The following is a 16,087-nucleotide window of genomic DNA, read 5'->3' as shown; positions in this document are numbered from 1 at the left end:
CGACCGCGCCGCGCTGCCGGGGCGCGTGCAGTGGCGCCTGCAGCCCGCGTGGCTGGGCCTGCGCGGCGCGCTGGCCGCCGACTGCTGCACCGCGCAGCCGCTGCGCTGGCAGGCGCGCATCGCGCGCGGCGGCGGCACGCTGGCGCTGGCGGACGGCGCCTCGCGCTGGCCCGCGGCGCTGCTGATGGGGCTGGGCACGCCGTGGAACACGCTGGCGCCGCAGGGGCAACTGGCGCTGTCCACGCAGGACTTGCGCGCGCGCTGGGCCGAGGGGCGCCTGCAGGTGGACGGCACCGCGCGGCTGGAGGCGCTGCGCATGTCGTCGCGCCTGTCCACGCTGCAGCCCATGGGCAGCTACCGCATCACCATGCAGGGCGGCGCGGCGACGACGCTGCGGCTGGAGACGATCGAAGGCGCGCTGCTGCTTTCGGGCAGCGGGCAGTGGGTGGGCTCGCGCCTGCATTTCGGCGGCGAGGCCAGCGCCGCGCCGGGGCGCGAGGCGGCGCTGTCGAACTTGCTGAACATCATCGGGCGGCGCCAGGGCGCGCGCTCCCGCATTTCCATAGGTTGACCATGAAGCCACCGATTCCACCGCACAACGCTATTCTTTCTATAGCTGCAACCGCATTATTTACCTGCGCTGGCGGGCTTTTTCCCTTGCAGGCGCTGGCGCAGACGGCACTCACCACGGGCAGCGGCAGCGTGCCGCCGCGCGAGCCAGTGACGCTGAACTTCGCCAATGCCGAGATCGAGGCCGTGGCCCGCACGATGGCGACGATCACGGGCCGCAACGTGGTGGTGGACCCGCGCGTGAAGGGCACGATGAACCTGGTGACGGACCGCGCCGTGCCGCCCGCCGTGGCATTCGAGCAGTTCCTGGCCGCGCTGCGGCTGCAGGGCTTCACGGTGGTCGAGGCCGCCGGGCTCTACAAGGTGGTGCCGGAGGCCGACGCCAAGCTCCAGACCGCCGCCGTGGCGGTGTCGCAGGACGGCTCGCTGCCGCGCGCCGGCGGCAGCCAGATCGTGACGCAGATCTTCAAGCTCAATTTCGAGAACGCGGCCAACCTGGTGCCGGTGCTGCGCCCCCTGATCAGCCCGAACAACACGATCAACGTGAACCCCGGCAGCAACGCGCTGGTGATCACCGACTACGCCGACAACCTGCAGCGGCTGGCGCGCATCGTGGCGGCGATGGATGTCGCCAACGCCACCGACGTGGAGGTGATCGCGCTGCAGAACGCCAACGCCACCGACCTGGTGCCGCTCTTGCAGAAGCTGGTGGACACGGGCGCGGGCACCACCGGCGCAGCGGCGGTCGGCGCGGGCGCGCAGGCCGCGATCGCGCAGGGGGGCCAGAGCGACACGGCCTTCAAGACCACGCTGCTGGCCGAGCCGCAGAGCAACTCCGTCATCATCCGCGCAGCCAACCCGGCGCGCGTGGCGCTGGTGCGCGCGCTGGTGGCCAAGCTCGACCAGGCGCCCGCCCCGGGCAGCAGCGCCGCGTCGGGCAACATCCATGTGGTGTACCTGAAGAACGCCGATGCGGCCAAGCTCGCCATCACGCTGCGCGCGGCCATGGCGGCGAGCGCGGTGAACCCCAACGGCGGCAGCGCACAGGCGTCGGGGGCCTCGGCCATCGGCGGCGGCATGCAGAACGCGGGCGGCAGCTTTCTCAGCAATGGCAGCGGCGGCGCATCCGGCGGCGGCAGCAGCAGCGGCTTCGGCACCAGCGCCGCAGCCACGGGCAGCCTGTCCAGCGCGCAGCCGTCCACGGGCGGACAGATCCAGGCCGACCCCTCGACCAATTCGCTCATCATCACCGCGCCGGAGCCGCAGTACCGGCAGTTGCGCACGGTGATCGAGCAGCTCGACGGGCGGCGCGCGCAGGTGCTGGTGGAAAGCCTGATCGTGGAGGTGAACGCCAGCAAGGAGGCCGATTTCGGCATCCAGTGGCAGACCGCGCTGGGCAACTACGGCAGCGGCAGCATCGGCGTGATCGGCAACAACTCCGGCGCCACGGGCGCCAACATCGTCAACTTGGCCACGGGCATCGCCAGCGGCAGCCTGGCCACGCTGCCGGCCACGGGCTTCAACTTCGCGCTGGCACCGCGCATCAACGGCAAGTACTACCTGGGCGCGCTGGCCAACTTCCTGGAGAGCACGGGCGACGGCAACGTGCTGTCGCGCCCGAACCTGCTCACGCTCGACAACGAGGAGGCGCGCATCATGATCGGCCAGAACGTGCCGTTCGTGACCGGCTCCTACGCCAACACCGGCAGCAGCAGCACGGTGAGCCCGTTCACCACGGTGGAGCGCAAGGACGTGGGCCTGACCCTGCGCGTGAAGCCGCAGATCGCCGAGAACGGCACGGTGAAGATGACGGTGTACCAGGAGGTGTCGAACATCGTCGCCAGCACGCTCAACAACACCAACGGCCCATCGACCAGCAAGCGCTCCATCGAGTCGAACGTGCTGGTGGAGGACGGCGGCGTGATCGTGCTGGGCGGGCTGCTGCAGGACGACTACGCGCTCTCGCAGGACAAGGTGCCCGTGGTGGGCGACCTGCCCGTGGTGGGCGGGCTGTTCCGCAACGAGAAGCGCACGCGCGCCAAGACCAACCTGATGGTGTTCCTGCGGCCCGTGGTGGTGCGCGACAGCATCGCCAGCGACTCGCTGACCATGGACCGCTACGAAACCATCCGCGCGCTGCAGCAGCAGGTGCAGCCGCCGCAGAGCACGGTGTTGCAGGGCGTGTCGGGCGCGCCGGTGCTGCCGGCGCTCTCGCCCGCGTCCCCGCCGGCGGCGCCCGCCAGCCAGTCGCCCGCCACGGCGCCGCTGAACCCGGCGCCGGCGCAGTGAGCCCCGCCTGACGCCCATGCGCTACCCCCTGCCCTACGCCTTCGCCCGCGCCTTCCAGTTGCTGCTGGAGGACGACGGCCAGCAGGCCACGCTGTGGCACGGCCCGACGTCGGACGCCAACGCGCTCGGCGAGGTACTGCGCCGGCATGCCGTGGCGGCGCTGCAGCCGGTGGACGCGGCCACGCTGGCGCAGCGCATCAGCACGGCCTATGCGCAGGGCGAATCCAGCGCGGCCACGGTGGTGAGCGAAGTGGAGAGCGACGCCGACCTCTCGCGCATGATGCAGGAGCTGCCCGCCGTGGAGGACCTGCTGGAGACCGCCGACGACGCGCCCATCATCCGCATGCTCAACGCACTGCTCACGCAGGCCGCGCGCGACGGCGCCAGCGACATCCACATCGAGCCGTTCGAGCGCACGTCGTCCGTGCGCTTTCGCGTGGACGGCACGCTGCGCGAGGTGGTGCGCCCCAACCGCGCGCTGCACGCGGCGCTCATCAGCCGCCTGAAGATCATGGCCGACCTGGACATCGCCGAGAAGCGGCTGCCGCAGGACGGGCGCATATCGCTGCGCATCGGCACCCGCGCGGTGGACGTGCGCGTCTCCACGCTGCCCAGCGCGCACGGCGAGCGCGCCGTGCTGCGGCTGCTCGACAAGAGCGAGAGCAAGCTCAGCCTCGAATCGGTGGGCATGCAGGGCGGCGTGCTCGACGCATTCGAGCACCTGATCCGGCAGCCGCACGGCATCATCCTGGTGACCGGACCGACCGGCTCGGGCAAGACCACCACGCTGTATGCGGCGCTGCAGCGGCTCGACGCGGCCAGCACCAACATCATGACGGTGGAAGACCCGATCGAGTACGAGCTGCCCGGCATCGGCCAGACGCAGGTCAACGCCAAGATCGACCTGACCTTCGCCAAGGCCCTGCGCGCCATCCTGCGGCAGGACCCGGACGTGATCATGATCGGCGAGATCCGCGACTTCGAGACCGCGCAGATCGCCATCCAGGCCAGCCTGACCGGCCACCTGGTGCTGGCCACGCTGCACACCAACGACGCGGCCAGCGCGGTGACGCGCCTGACCGACATGGGGGTGGAGCCGTTCCTGCTCAGCAGCTCGCTGCTGGGCGTGCTGGCGCAGCGGCTGGTGCGCCGGCTCGACGCCGCCGACCCCACGGGCTACCGGGGCCGCACCGGCGTGTTCGAGCTGCTGGTGGTGAACGACGCGATCCGCGCGCAGATCCACGCCCAGGCCGGCGAGGCCGACATCCGCGCCCAGGCCCTGGCCGCCGGCATGACGCTGATGCGCGAGGACGGCGAGCGGCTGGTGCGCGCGGGTGTGACGAGCCTGGAGGAAGTGGTGCGGGTGACGCGGGATTGACGCGGCGGCGGCATTGCGTATGACCCCCTGCAATCCCAGACGGCAGTTGGATGCGCCTGCCGGATGGGACAATCGCTGCATGCACAGCGACCCGCCCGCCTCCATCACCCTCACCCGCCCCGACGACTGGCACCTGCACCTGCGCGACGGCGCGGCCCTGCAGGCCGTGGTGCCGGCCAGCGCGCGCCAGATGGCGCGCGCGCTCATCATGCCCAACCTGCGCCCGCCCGTCACCACGGCACGGCAGGCCGGCGAGTACCGCGCGCGCATCCTGGCCGCCGTGCCGCCGGGGCTGGATTTCAACCCGCTGATGGCGCTGTACCTCACCGACAAGCTGCCGCCGGAGGAAATCGCGCTCGCCAAGGAGGCCGGCGTGGTGGCCGCCAAGCTCTACCCCGCCGGCGCCACCACCAACAGCGACGCGGGCGTGACCGACATCCGCAACACCTACCCCACGCTGGCGGCGATGCAGCGCCACGGCCTGCTGCTGCTGATCCACGGCGAGGTGGCCGACCCGGCGGTGGACGTGTTCGACCGCGAGGCCGTGTTCATCGACCGCGTGCTGATCCCGCTGCGGCGCGACTTCCCCGAACTCAAGATCGTCTTCGAGCACCTGACGACCCGGGAAGGGGCCAGCTACGTGGCCAGCGCCGACCGCTTCACCGCCGCGACCATCACGCCGCAGCACCTGCTGTACAACCGCAACGCGCTGTTCACGGGCGGCATCCGCCCGCACTACTACTGCCTGCCCATCCTCAAGCGCGAGGAGCACCGCCAGGCGCTGGTGGCCGCGGCCAGCAGCGGCTCGCCGAAGTTCTTCCTGGGCACCGACAGCGCCCCGCACGCGGCGCACCTGAAGGAGCACGCCAGCGGCTGCGCCGGCTGCTATTCGGCGCTGGCGGCGCTGGAGCTGTATGCCGAGGCGTTCGACGCCGTGGGCGCGCTCGACCGGCTCGAAGGCTTCGCGAGCTTCCACGGGCCCGACTTCTACGGCCTGCCGCGCAACACCGGCACGGTCACCCTGCGCCGCCAGGCGTGGACGCTGCCCGAGAGCGTGCCCTACGGCGACGCCGTGCTCAAGCCGCTGCGTGGCGGCGAATCGCTGCTGTGGCAGCTCGGGGCATGAACAATAGGATGGGACTTTCGCAAAACATGCTTCATCGGCCACCGCACCGCGCGCCAGCCATGGGGCGGCATCCTTGTTTGCGTAAGTCGTAAACCCAAAGGAACGACATGACCAGCGATCCACTCCCCAGCGCGGCGCTCCTGATCGACGCCGACAACCTCTCGCCCACCGCCGTGGACGAGGCCTTCGCCCACCTGCGCGCGCTGGGCGCGGCCATTCCCGTGCGGCGGGCCTATGGCGGGCTGGAGAAGCTCGCCGGCATGAAGGACGTGCTGCGGCGCCACGCGGTGCGCGCGGTGGTCAACCAGGGCAAGGGCACGACGGACGTGGCGCTGGTGGTGGACGCGATGGACCTGCTGCACTGCGGCGCGCTGCCCGCGGTGGTGGCCATCGGCTCCAGCGACGCCGATTTCTCGCCGCTGGCCGTGCGGCTGCGCGAGGCCGGCCTGCGCGTGCTGTGCTTCGCCCAGCAGGACAAGGCGGCGGCCGACGAGCTGCCGCGCGCCTACGACAAGGTGGTCTACGTGGACACCGCGCCGCGCGCCGACAGGCAGCCCGCGCCCATGCCCGCCGCGCCGCCCGCGCGCCCCGCGCCCGCAGCGGCGCACGCTGCGGCGCACGCGCCGGACGGAGCCGGCGAGGAAGCCGACGCGGTGCGCCGCATCCTGGCCGCGCTGCCCAAGTGGCAGCCCGATACCGTCAAGCAGCTCAACCAACTGGGCACGCCGCTGCGCGAGAGCGGCATCAGCAAGAGCAGCAAGCCGCTGCACGAGCTGTTTCGCAAGTACCCGACCTACTTCAAGGTGCTGCCGGCGACCGGCCAGGCCAAGCAGGTGCGGCTGCTCAGGAAACCCTGAACGGCAGGCAGGCGCACCCGCCCGGGCTTCAAGGAAAATCGGCCTCCAGCGCTTTATCCACCTGCGGTGGCAGCTATCAAAACAGGAGCGACAGCGGGCATGCCGCGAACTTTTCCTTTTATGATGGCTCCCTCGTACCGCGCCCAGCGCAGCGCCGCGCCAGAACCAGAAACTACAGCGCGCATGCACCACGGCGCGCCTTGATGTGCGGGACGCCGCCCCCATCTGCCACACCAGGGCCACGGGTAGAAAAACCTGCCATTCCCCCACGGAGAATCCATGAAACGCATCCTCTTGTTCGTACTGACCAACGTCGCCGTCGTCGCGGTGCTGGGCATCGTCGCCAGCCTGCTGGGCGTCAACCGCTTCCTCACGGCCAACGGGCTCGACCTTGGCGCGCTGCTCGGCTTCGCGCTGGTCATGGGCTTCGGCGGCGCCATCATCTCGCTGCTCATCAGCAAGCCCATGGCCAAGTGGACCGCGGGCGTGCACATCATCGAGCAGCCGCAGACCGCCGACGAGGCCTGGATCGTCGAGACCGTGCGCCGCCTGGCCGACAAGGCCGGCATCGGCATGCCCGAGGTCGGCATCTTCGAGGGCGACGCCAACGCCTTCGCCACCGGCGCGTTCAAAAACTCGGCCCTGGTGGCCGTTTCCACCGGCCTGCTGCAAGGCATGACGCGCGACGAGGTCGAGGCCGTCATCGGCCACGAGATCGCCCACGTGGCCAACGGCGACATGGTGACGATGACGCTGCTGCAGGGCGTGATGAATACCTTCGTCGTATTCCTCTCGCGCGTGATCGGCTTCGCGGTCGATAGCTTCCTGCGCCGCGGCGACGACCGCAACAGCGGCCCGGGCATCGGCTACTACGTCAGCACCGTGGTGCTCGACATCGTGCTGGGCTTCGTGGCCGCGATCATCGTGGCGTGGTTTTCGCGCCAGCGCGAATTCCGTGCCGACGCCGGCTCTGCCAGCCTGCTGGGGCGCAAGCAGCCGATGATCAACGCCCTGGCCCGCCTGGGCGGCATGCATCCGGGCGAGTTGCCGCAAAGCGTGCAGGCCTTCGGCATCACCGGCAACATCGGCAAGCTGTTCTCCAGCCACCCGCCGATCGAGGAGCGCATCGCCGCGCTGCAGGCCGCCGCGGCCTGAGCGTGTAGCCGCCGCCATCGCCCCGCGCGTCGCCGCAGCACCTGCACCGGTCTGCGGCGATGCTTTTTTGTGGATCTATCCTATACTCCATGGGAGTATGTCTTTCTACCGCTTTATTTTCCTGCGGTGGCGGGTTGCATATGGGGGAGTATGCGTTTTTCCTCTGCTTTTTGTTTTGTTGTGGCGGGCCTCGATGCGCGCCCGGCGGCGCAGTAACCTTCTTTCGTTTCGCCAAAAGAAATTCAGAAAATCCAACGCGGATTCGTTATGGGGTGGTCACGGGTTCAGAAATATTCGGAAGATTGACCGTTGGCTGCGTCTGCTGGCTCGCTTCGAGCTTCTTGTTCGCCGCCGCGATGGGCCTGCTCCCTCTTGCCTTGGATTGGCTGACCTCGCAAAGCTTCAGGCGCCGAGCATGCTGCGCGCCACGGCCTCGCCGACCTTGATGCCGTCCACGCCGGCGGACAGGATGCCGCCCGCATAGCCTGCGCCTTCGCCCGCCGGGTACAGGCCGCGCAGGTTCAGGCTTTGCAGCGTGTCGCCGCGGGTGATGCGGATGGGCGAGGAGGTGCGCGTTTCCACGCCGGTGAGCACGGCGTCGTGCATGTCGAAGCCGGCGATCTTCTGGCCGAAGGCCGGGAAGGCCTCGCGCAGCGCCGCGATGGCGTAGCCGGGCAGCGCCGCGTGCAGGTCGCCCAGGCGCACGCCGGGCTGGTAGCTGGGCATGACGCCGCCCAGCGCCCGCGAGGGCCGCCCGGCCACGAAGTCTCCCACCAGTTGGCCCGGCGCCTCGTAGCCGCCGCCGCCGAGCACGAAGGCGCCGGACTCCAGCCGCCGCTGCAGCTCGATGCCCGCAAGCGGGTGCGGCCGGCCCTGCGCATCTTCGGGCACGTCGATGTGCCGGTAGTCCACGGGGTAGTCCGCCGGCGCTATGCCCACCACGATGCCGGCGTTGGCGTTGCGCTCGTTGCGCGAATACTGGCTCATGCCGTTGGTCACCACGCGCTGCGGCTCCGACGTGGCGGCCACCACCGTGCCGCCGGGGCACATGCAAAAGCTGTAGACCGCGCGCCCGTTGGCCGCGTGGTGCACCAGGCGGTATTGCGCCGCGCCCAGCAGCGGATGGCCCGCATGCCGGCCCCAGCGCGCGCGATCGATCAGGCCCTGCGGGTGCTCCACGCGAAAGCCGATCGAGAACGGCTTGGCCTCCACGAACACGCCGCGCCGGTGCAGCATCTCGAAGGTGTCGCGCGCACTGTGGCCCAGCGCCATGACCACGTGGTCGGCGCGCAGTTCGTGGCGCTCGCCGCTCGCCAGGTCCTGCGCCACCACGCCGCGCAGGCAGGGGCCTTGGGCACCGGGCTCGACCAGGATGTCCACCGCGCGCTGGCCGAAGCGGATCTCGCCGCCCAGCGCGATGATCTGCGCGCGGATGTTCTCCACCACCTTCACGAGCTTGAAGGTGCCGATGTGCGGATGGGCGTCCACCAGGATTTCCGGCGGCGCGCCGGCAGCCACGAACTCGCCCATGACCTTGCGGCCCAGGAAGCGCGGGTCCTTGATCTGGCTGTAGAGCTTGCCGTCGGAGAACAGCCCCGCGCCGCCTTCGCCGAACTGCACGTTGGATTCGGGGTGCAGCTCGCCCCGGCGCCACAGGTCCCAGGTGTCCTGCGTGCGCTGGCGCACGGCGCGCCCGCGCTCCAGCACGATGGGCCGCAGCCCCATCTGCGCCAGCACCAGCGCGGCGAAGATGCCGCAGGGGCCGAAGCCCACCACCACGGGCCTGGGCCCGGCGAAGCCCGCAGGCGCGTGGCCCACCGCTCGCCAGGCCATGTCGGGCGCGGGCGCCACGTGCGGGTGGCCCGCCAGGCGCGCCAGCACCTGCGCTTCCAGCGCGGGGCTGGCCAGTTCGGCATCGACGATGTAGACGGCCAGGAGCTGCGGCTTGCGCGCGTCGAAGCTGCGCTTGAAGACGGTGTGCCCGGCAATGTCGCCGGGCGCTATGCCCAGCGTGCTGGCAATGGCCTCGGCCAGCGCGGCGTCGGCATGGCCGAGCGGGAGCTTGATTTCGCAGACGCGGATCATGGGGCGATGGCCCGTGTTCATCGGGCGGATCAGGTGCGGTGCCCCAATGATAGTCAGGCAGGCAGGAAGCCTTCGACGGACAGGTAGCGCTCCCCGGTGTCGTAGTTGAAGCCGAGCACCGTGGCGCCGGCGGGCAGCTCCGGCAGCTTCTGCGCGATGGCCGCCAGCGTGGCGCCCGAGGAGATGCCCACCAGCAGGCCCTCCTCGCGCGCGCTGCGGCGGGCGTATTCGCGCGCGGCCTCGGCATCGACCTGGAGCACGCCGTCGAGCAGCCCGGTGTCGAGGTTCTTCGGCACGAAGCCCGCGCCGATGCCCTGGATCGGGTGCGGCGCCGGGCTGCCGCCGGAGATGACGGGCGAGGCCGCGGGTTCGACGGCGAACACCTTGAGCCGCGGAAACTTCGCTTTCAGCACCCGCGCGCACCCGGTCAGGTGGCCACCCGTGCCCACGCCGGTGATGAGCGCGTCGATGCCGTCGGCAAAGTCCGCCGCGATCTCCTGCGCCGTGGCGCGCACGTGCGCGTCGATGTTGGCGGGGTTCTCGAACTGCTGCGGCATCCAGGCGCCGGGGGTGGCGGCCACGAGTTCCTCGGCGCGGGCGATGGCGCCCTTCATGCCCTTCTCCTTGGGCGTGAGGTCGAACGCGGCGCCGTAGGCCTGCATGAGGCGACGGCGCTCGATGGACATGCTCTCGGGCATCACCAGCACCAGCCTGTAGCCCTTGACCGCGGCGACCATGGCCAGGCCGATGCCGGTGTTGCCCGAGGTCGGCTCGACGATGGTGCCGCCGGGCTGGAGCCTGCCGGAGCGCTCCGCATCCTCGACCATCGCCAGCGCGATGCGGTCCTTGATCGAGCCGCCAGGGTTGGCCCGCTCGGATTTGATCCAGACATTGGCACCCGCGCCATACAGGCGGTTGATGCGGATGTGCGGCGTGTGGCCGATGGTGTGCAGCACGTTTGCGGCTTTCATGGCATTCCTTTGGCAATGGAAGGGAAAGGGAAATGGTAAGGGTAAGGATCATCCCACCATGGGCCGGATCTCCGTATCCCGGGCGTGTACCGATGCGGCGCGGCCAGGCGAGCGCATGCCGGAAATCCACATCCGGCTAAAATCAATAGCAAGCCAACTATTTGACTGATAACGATGTCTGGTCCATCCACCCCGCCCGGCAGGAGCCGCGAAACCGCGCTGATGGCCGTGAGCATCGCCCTGCCGGTGCTGCAGCGCAGCTACCACGCCGCCGCCAACAAGGCGGTGGCGCACCTGGGGCTGTCGCAGGCGCTGGCCTGGCCGCTGGTGATGATCGGCCGCCAGGGCAGCGGGCTGCGCCAGGGCGTACTGGCGGGTCTGCTGGGCATCGAGGGGTCTTCGCTGGTGCGCTCGCTCGACCAGCTCGTGGAGGCCGGCCTGGTCCAGCGCCACGAGGACGCCGTGGACCGCCGCGCCAAGACCCTGCATCTGACACCCCTGGGGACGGCCACGCACGCGCAGATCGAGACCGTGCTCCACGCGCTGCGGGCGGCGCTCTACGACGGCGCGTCCGACGACGACGTGGCCGCCTGTCTGCGCGTGTTCGGCGTGCTGGAACGCAGCCTGGGCTGCACCATGCCCACCCTGCCCACGGTGCCCCTGGCGCCGGCGGAACCCGGCCCGCCATGAAGCTGCCCGCCCTGCCGCGCTTCACGCGCGCGGAAATCGTTTTTTCGCTCAAAAGCTTCGCCGGGGCGATGCTGGCCATGTACCTGGCCAGCCGCGCCGGCCTGCCGCGCCCGTTCTGGGCACTGTTGACGGCCTATGTGGTGGCGCACCCGCTGGCGGGTGCGGTGCGCTCCAAGGCGCTGTTTCGCTTCGTCGGCACGCTCATCGGCAGCACGGCCACGGTGCTGCTGGTGCCCATGCTGTCCAACGCGCCCGAGCTGCTCACGCTGGCGCTGGCGCTGTGGGTGGGCGGGTGTCTGTACGTCTCGCTGCTCGATCGCACGCCACGCTCCTACGTTTTCATGCTGGCCGGCTACACGGCGGCCTTGATCGGCTTTCCCACGGTGGAGACGCCGACCCAGGTGTTCGACACCGCCGTGGCGCGCGTGGAGGAGATCGGCCTGGGTATCCTCTGCGCCACGCTCGTGCACAGCCTGGTCCTGCCCCAGGGGCTGGCGCCCAGCGTGCTCGGGCTGCTGGACCGCACGCTGGCCGACGCGCGCCGCTGGCTGACCGACCTGGTGCAGCCCGGCGGCAGCGGTCAGGAGGCCGACCCGCGCACGCTGGCCGCCGACCGGCGGCGCCTGGCGGCGGACCTGACGCAGCTGCGCCTGCTGTCCACCCATATTCCGTTCGACACCACGAACCTGCGCTGGACGGCGGGCGCCGTCCGCGCCATGCAGGACCGCGTGGCGGCGCTCACGCCCACGCTGTCGGCGGCAGAAGACCGCCTGCGCGCCATCGAGCAGGCCGAAGGCGGCCTGCCGGAGGATGTCGTCGCCGCGCTGGCCGACATCCATCACTGGCTGGAGCGCCAGGCCGTGGCGGCGGCAGGCGACGACCCAGCGGCCGATGCCGACGCCGACAACGCCTTCGAGGCCCTGCGCGCCGCCATCCGCGCGCTGGGCAGCTCCACTGGCGCCATCGACTGGCGCCACGCCCTGCGCGTGGGGCTGGCGGGCCGGCTCGAAGAGCTGGTGGAGGGCTGGCGCGCCTGCGCCCGCCTGCGCCGCGCCGTGGACGCCGGCCTGCAGGGCCAGGCCGTGCCGCTGCGGCGCATGGCAGCGCTGGGCGACCGGGAAATGCACCGCGACCACGGCATGGCTTTGCTCTCTGCCCTGGCAGCGGTGCTGGTGGTGTGCTTTTGCGGCGGCTTCTGGATCCTCACCGGCTGGTCCATGGGCTCGGTGGCCACGATGATGGCCGCAGTGTTCTGCTGTCTTTTCGCCACCATGGACGACCCGGTGCCGGCGATACATGGCTTTCTCAAGTTCACGCTGTGGTCCGTTCCCATCTCCGCCGTCTATGTGCTGCTGCTGATGCCGAACGTGCAGGACTTCGGCATGCTGGTGCTGGTGTGTGCGCCCACCTTCCTGGTGCTGGGCTGCTACATGGTACGACCGGCCAACGCCCTGGCGGCCCTGGCGCTGGTGTTCGGGGTGGGCGGCACGCTGGCGCTGCACGACACCGGCACGGCCGACTTCGTCAGTTTCGTCAATTCCACGACCGCGCAAGTGCTCGGCGTGGTGGCCGCAGCGCGCATGACACGCCTGGTGCGCTCGGTAGGTGCGGACTGGAGCGCGCGGCGCATCCAGCGCGCCACCTGGCGCGAGCTGGGCGAGATGGCCGGCGCGCCGCGCCTGCAGGCCGCGGGCAGCGCCTACGCCGTGCGCATGCTGGACCGCATCGGCCTGCTGGCGCCGCGCATCGCCCAGGCCGGCGGCACGCTGGAAGGCGTGGTGGCCCAAGACGCGCTGCAGGACCTGCGCATGGGCGCCGACATCGTCACGCTGCAGCGCACGCGCGCCCATCTGCCCGCCGAGGCCGCGGCGCAGGTGCTGGCGGACATCGCCGCGTTCTTCCACGGCCGGGCCGACGGGCAGGGCGAGGGCGCCCGGCCGCCAGCGCTGTTGGCGCGCATCGACGCCGCGCTGTCGGGCGCTCTGGGCGCGCCCGACGCATCGCCCGAATGGCGCTCGGCCGTCACCGCGCTGGTGGGCCTGCGGCGCAACCTGTTCCCCGAGGCGCCCGCGGCGCTCACCGTTTCCCAAGGAGTGGCCGCATGACCGGCGAAATGAGCTTCTACGGCTTGTATGTGCCCTGGATCATGCTGCTGGCGCTCGCCGCCTGGCCGCTGTCCTGGGGGGTGCGCCGCCTGCTGGCCGCCGCCGGCTTCTACCGCTGGGTGTGGCACCCGGCGCTGTTCGACACCGCGCTCTACGTGCTGCTGCTCTATGCCCTCAGCCGCGCAACCGCTTTTCTGCAATGAGACTTCCCATGAAACCCCTGACCGATGCCGCCCGTGCGCGGCTGCTGCGCGCCGCGCGCCTTCTCGTCACCACGCTGATGCTGTGCGCCGCCGTGTGGGCGGGCCTGCGCCTGTGGGACCACTACGAGCTTGCGCCCTGGACGCGCGACGGCCGCGTGCGTGCCAACGTGGTCCAGATCGCGCCCGACGTGTCGGGCCTGGTCACCGCCGTGCCCATCCATGACAACCAGGCGGTGGCCGCCGGCGCGCTGCTGTTCGAGGTGGACCGCGCCCGCTATACGCTGGCCCTGCACCAGGCCGAGGCGGCGCTGGCGGCGCAGCGCGCGGAACTGGCGGCGCGCCGTGCGGCAGTGGTGCTGCAGCAGACGGCGCTGGCCCAGGCCCGGCGCGAAGACGCCCGCAACGCCGGCCTGGGCGCGCTGGTGTCGCAGGAAGCGCGCGAGCAGACCCGCACGCGCGCCGAGCAGGCCCAGGCCGGCGTGGCGCAGGCCCAGGCCGGTGTGGCCCAAGTCCAGGCCGCGGTGGCGCAGGCCGAGGTGGCCATCGAAAGCGCCCGGCTCAACCTGGTGCGCGCGCAGGTGCGCGCGCCGGCCGACGGCCTGGTCACCAACCTGGACCTGCGCGAAGGCAGCTACGCCACGGCCGGCCGCCCGGCGCTGGCGCTGGTCGATGCGCGCTCGTTCTACGTCGAGGGCTATTTCGAAGAAACCAAGCTGCCGCGCATCCACATCGGCGACAAGGTGCGCATCACGCCCATGGGCGGCGGCGAGTTGAAAGGCACCGTGGTCAGCCTGGCGGCCGGCATCGCCGACCGCGACCGCTCCACCAGCGCCAACCTGCTGCCCAGCGTGAACCCCACCTTCAACTGGGTGCGCCTGGCGCAGCGCGTTCCCGTGCGCGTGCAGCTCGACCCGCTGCCCGAAGGCACGCGCCTGGTGGCCGGCCAGACCGTCACGGTGCAGATCGTGGAAGACGGCGCACGGCGCGCGGCCACCGTGCCCGCGCCGCTGCCGCAGGACGGGGGCAAGGGGTGAGCGCCATGTACCGTACGACGCCCCTCGTGCGCCTGGTGCGCCTGGCGCCGCTGCTGGCCGCCGCCGCGCTGCTGGCCGGCTGCGGCAATGCGCCGCTCGGCCCCGACTACCGCCAGCCGCCCGAGGCGCTGGCCAGCCAGCCTGCCGCGGCGCGGCCTTTCGCGCAGGCGGCGGGCGCCGGCGCCTTCTCCGACGCGCCGCCGGCCCCCCACTGGTGGCGGCTCTACCGCGACGAGCGCCTGGACCGGCTGGTCGCGCAGGCCCTGACCCACAACACCGACCTGCGGCAGGCCGCAGCCAACCTGGAGCGCGTGCGCGCCATCGAGGACGAAGTGGCGGGCGCGCAGAAGCCCAGCGTGACCGTTGGCGGCGGGCCGTCGTTCGGCCATGTCTCGGGCCTGTCGCTGCTGCAGCCGGACTACGTGCCGCCCAACACATTCCACTACAGCGCCAGCGCGGCGCTGTCATACCAGGTCGACCTGTTCGGCCAGATCCGCCGCGCCATCGAGGCCGCCGGCGCCGACAGCGACGCGGCACAGGCCGCGCTCGACCTGGTGCGCGTGAACGTGGCGGCGGGCACGGCGCGCGCCTATGCCGAGGTGTGCTCCACGGGCCTGCGGCTGCACACGGCACAGAAGTCGGTGCGGCTCCAGGCCGAGGCGCTCGACATCTCCGAGCGCCTGCAGCGCGCAGGCCGCGCCGGCACCATCGACATTGCACGCGCCCGCGCCCAGTTGCGCCAGCTCGAGGCCGCCGTGCCGCCGCTCGAAGCGCAGCGCCAGGGCGCGCTGTACCGCCTGGCCACGCTCACGGGCGTGCCGCCGCAGGACTTTCCGTCCGACGTGGCCGATTGCGCCGCGCCGCCGCGCGTGGCCGGCACCGTGCCCGTGGGCGACGGCGCCGCGCTGCTGCGGCGACGCCCGGACATCCGTCAGGCCGAGCGCGGGCTGGCCGCGGCCACGGCACGCATCGGCGTGTCCATGGCCGACCTGTACCCCAAGGTGTCGCTGGGCCTGTCGGCCGCGTCGGCGGGGCTGGGCAGCGGCTTCGGGCGCAGCGACACGTTCAGTTGGAGCCTGGGGCCGCTGATTTCGTGGACCCTGCCCAATACCGGCGCGGCGCAGGCGCGCATCGCGCAGGCCGAGGCCGGCACGCGTGCGGCGCTGGCGAAGTTCGACGGCACGGTGCTCACCGCGCTGCGCGAAACCGAGACGGCGCTCAATGCCTATGCGCGCGAACTCGACCGCCAGGCGGCGCTGCAGGCCGCGCGCGACGACAGTGCCGCCGTGGCCGACCAGGCGCGCGCGCTCTACCGCAGCGGCAAGACCGGCTACCTCGACGCGCTCGACGCCGAACGCAGCCTGGCCGCCAGCGAAGCGGCGCTGGCCGCGTCCGAGGCGCAGTTGTCCGACGACCAGGTGGTGCTGTTCCTGGCACTGGGCGGCGGGTGGGAAGGGGCCGACGCGCCCATGCTCCCGTAGGCCCGCCCGGATGGTGCCAGGGCCTCCGGCACAGGCCATTTATCGATACTCCCAGGGAGTATGCCTTTGACTTCGGCTTTCTATTTGCGGTAGCAAGGTGGCAGTAGGGGAGTATGCTTTCTCCGCGCATGGACGGCAGGGAG

At 71.3% G+C, this 16,087-nt stretch carries 13 protein-coding genes; 11 read left to right on the top strand and 2 right to left on the bottom strand.

Going from position 1 to position 16,087, the window contains the following annotated elements:
* The 6 genes from gspN to htpX all read left to right on the top strand — a co-directional run.
* A partial coding sequence (gene gspN, locus PY257_RS01690) for a type II secretion system protein N (protein ID WP_275738120.1) occupies window positions 1-571 on the top strand: 571 nt, incomplete at its 5' end.
* A gap of 2 nt (window positions 572-573) precedes the next feature.
* Window positions 574-2,859, top strand: coding sequence for a type II secretion system secretin GspD (gene gspD / locus PY257_RS01685; RefSeq protein WP_275738119.1), 2,286 nt, complete (start codon window positions 574-576; stop codon window positions 2,857-2,859).
* Window positions 2,860-2,875: 16 nt separating this feature from the next.
* A complete protein-coding gene (locus tag PY257_RS01680) occupies window positions 2,876-4,237 on the top strand; it encodes a GspE/PulE family protein (RefSeq protein ID WP_275738117.1) in 1,362 nt (453 codons plus the stop codon).
* Between the two features lie 79 nt (window positions 4,238-4,316).
* Entirely contained in the window at window positions 4,317-5,363 is a 1,047-nt protein-coding gene (pyrC, locus tag PY257_RS01675; RefSeq protein WP_275738115.1) for a dihydroorotase, read from the top strand.
* A 107-nt stretch (window positions 5,364-5,470) separates the two neighbouring features.
* On the top strand, window positions 5,471-6,220 hold the full coding sequence (locus PY257_RS01670; protein ID WP_275738113.1) for an NYN domain-containing protein: 750 nt from the start codon (window positions 5,471-5,473) through the stop codon (window positions 6,218-6,220).
* A gap of 279 nt (window positions 6,221-6,499) precedes the next feature.
* Window positions 6,500-7,375, top strand: a complete 876-nt coding sequence (gene htpX, locus PY257_RS01665; protein ID WP_275738112.1) for a protease HtpX — start codon at window positions 6,500-6,502, stop codon at window positions 7,373-7,375.
* A 402-nt stretch (window positions 7,376-7,777) separates the two neighbouring features.
* Here htpX and PY257_RS01660 read toward each other — a convergent pair whose 3' ends face one another.
* Window positions 7,778-9,460 (bottom strand): NAD(P)/FAD-dependent oxidoreductase, encoded by a 1,683-nt coding sequence (locus PY257_RS01660; protein WP_275738110.1) that lies wholly within the window; start codon window positions 9,458-9,460, stop codon window positions 7,778-7,780.
* A gap of 53 nt (window positions 9,461-9,513) precedes the next feature.
* Window positions 9,514-10,431, bottom strand: a complete 918-nt coding sequence (gene cysK / locus PY257_RS01655; RefSeq protein WP_275738108.1) for a cysteine synthase A — start codon at window positions 10,429-10,431, stop codon at window positions 9,514-9,516.
* A 174-nt stretch (window positions 10,432-10,605) separates the two neighbouring features.
* On the opposite strand from cysK, the gene PY257_RS01650 reads away from it, so the two are divergent.
* Genes PY257_RS01650 through PY257_RS01630 form a run of 5 tightly spaced genes read left to right on the top strand, consistent with a single transcriptional unit; the run spans window position 10,606 to window position 15,944 of the window.
* Window positions 10,606-11,121 carry a MarR family winged helix-turn-helix transcriptional regulator gene (locus PY257_RS01650; protein WP_275738106.1) on the top strand — a complete coding sequence of 172 codons (516 nt, stop codon included), beginning with the start codon at window positions 10,606-10,608 and terminating at the stop codon, window positions 11,119-11,121.
* Window positions 11,118-13,226, top strand: a complete 2,109-nt coding sequence (locus tag PY257_RS01645; RefSeq protein WP_275738104.1) for an FUSC family protein — start codon at window positions 11,118-11,120, stop codon at window positions 13,224-13,226. The genes PY257_RS01650 and PY257_RS01645 overlap by 4 nt, the downstream gene beginning before the upstream one ends.
* Window positions 13,223-13,429, top strand: coding sequence for a DUF1656 domain-containing protein (locus PY257_RS01640; RefSeq protein WP_275738102.1), 207 nt, complete (start codon window positions 13,223-13,225; stop codon window positions 13,427-13,429). The genes PY257_RS01645 and PY257_RS01640 overlap by 4 nt, the downstream gene beginning before the upstream one ends.
* Window positions 13,430-13,437: 8 nt before the next feature.
* Window positions 13,438-14,463 carry an HlyD family secretion protein gene (locus PY257_RS01635; protein ID WP_419095641.1) on the top strand — a complete coding sequence of 342 codons (1,026 nt, stop codon included), beginning with the start codon at window positions 13,438-13,440 and terminating at the stop codon, window positions 14,461-14,463.
* A gap of 5 nt (window positions 14,464-14,468) precedes the next feature.
* The gene (locus PY257_RS01630) at window positions 14,469-15,944 is read left to right on the top strand and encodes a TolC family protein (protein WP_275738098.1); all 1,476 of its coding nucleotides are present in this window, start codon (window positions 14,469-14,471) and stop codon (window positions 15,942-15,944) included.
* Window positions 15,945-16,087 lie beyond the last annotated feature (143 nt).

This window comes from Curvibacter soli (genome assembly GCF_029211125.1).
Classification (GTDB): Bacteria; Pseudomonadota; Gammaproteobacteria; order Burkholderiales; family Burkholderiaceae_C; genus Curvibacter_A; species Curvibacter_A soli.
This window is presented reverse-complemented; position numbering and strand designations above follow the sequence as displayed.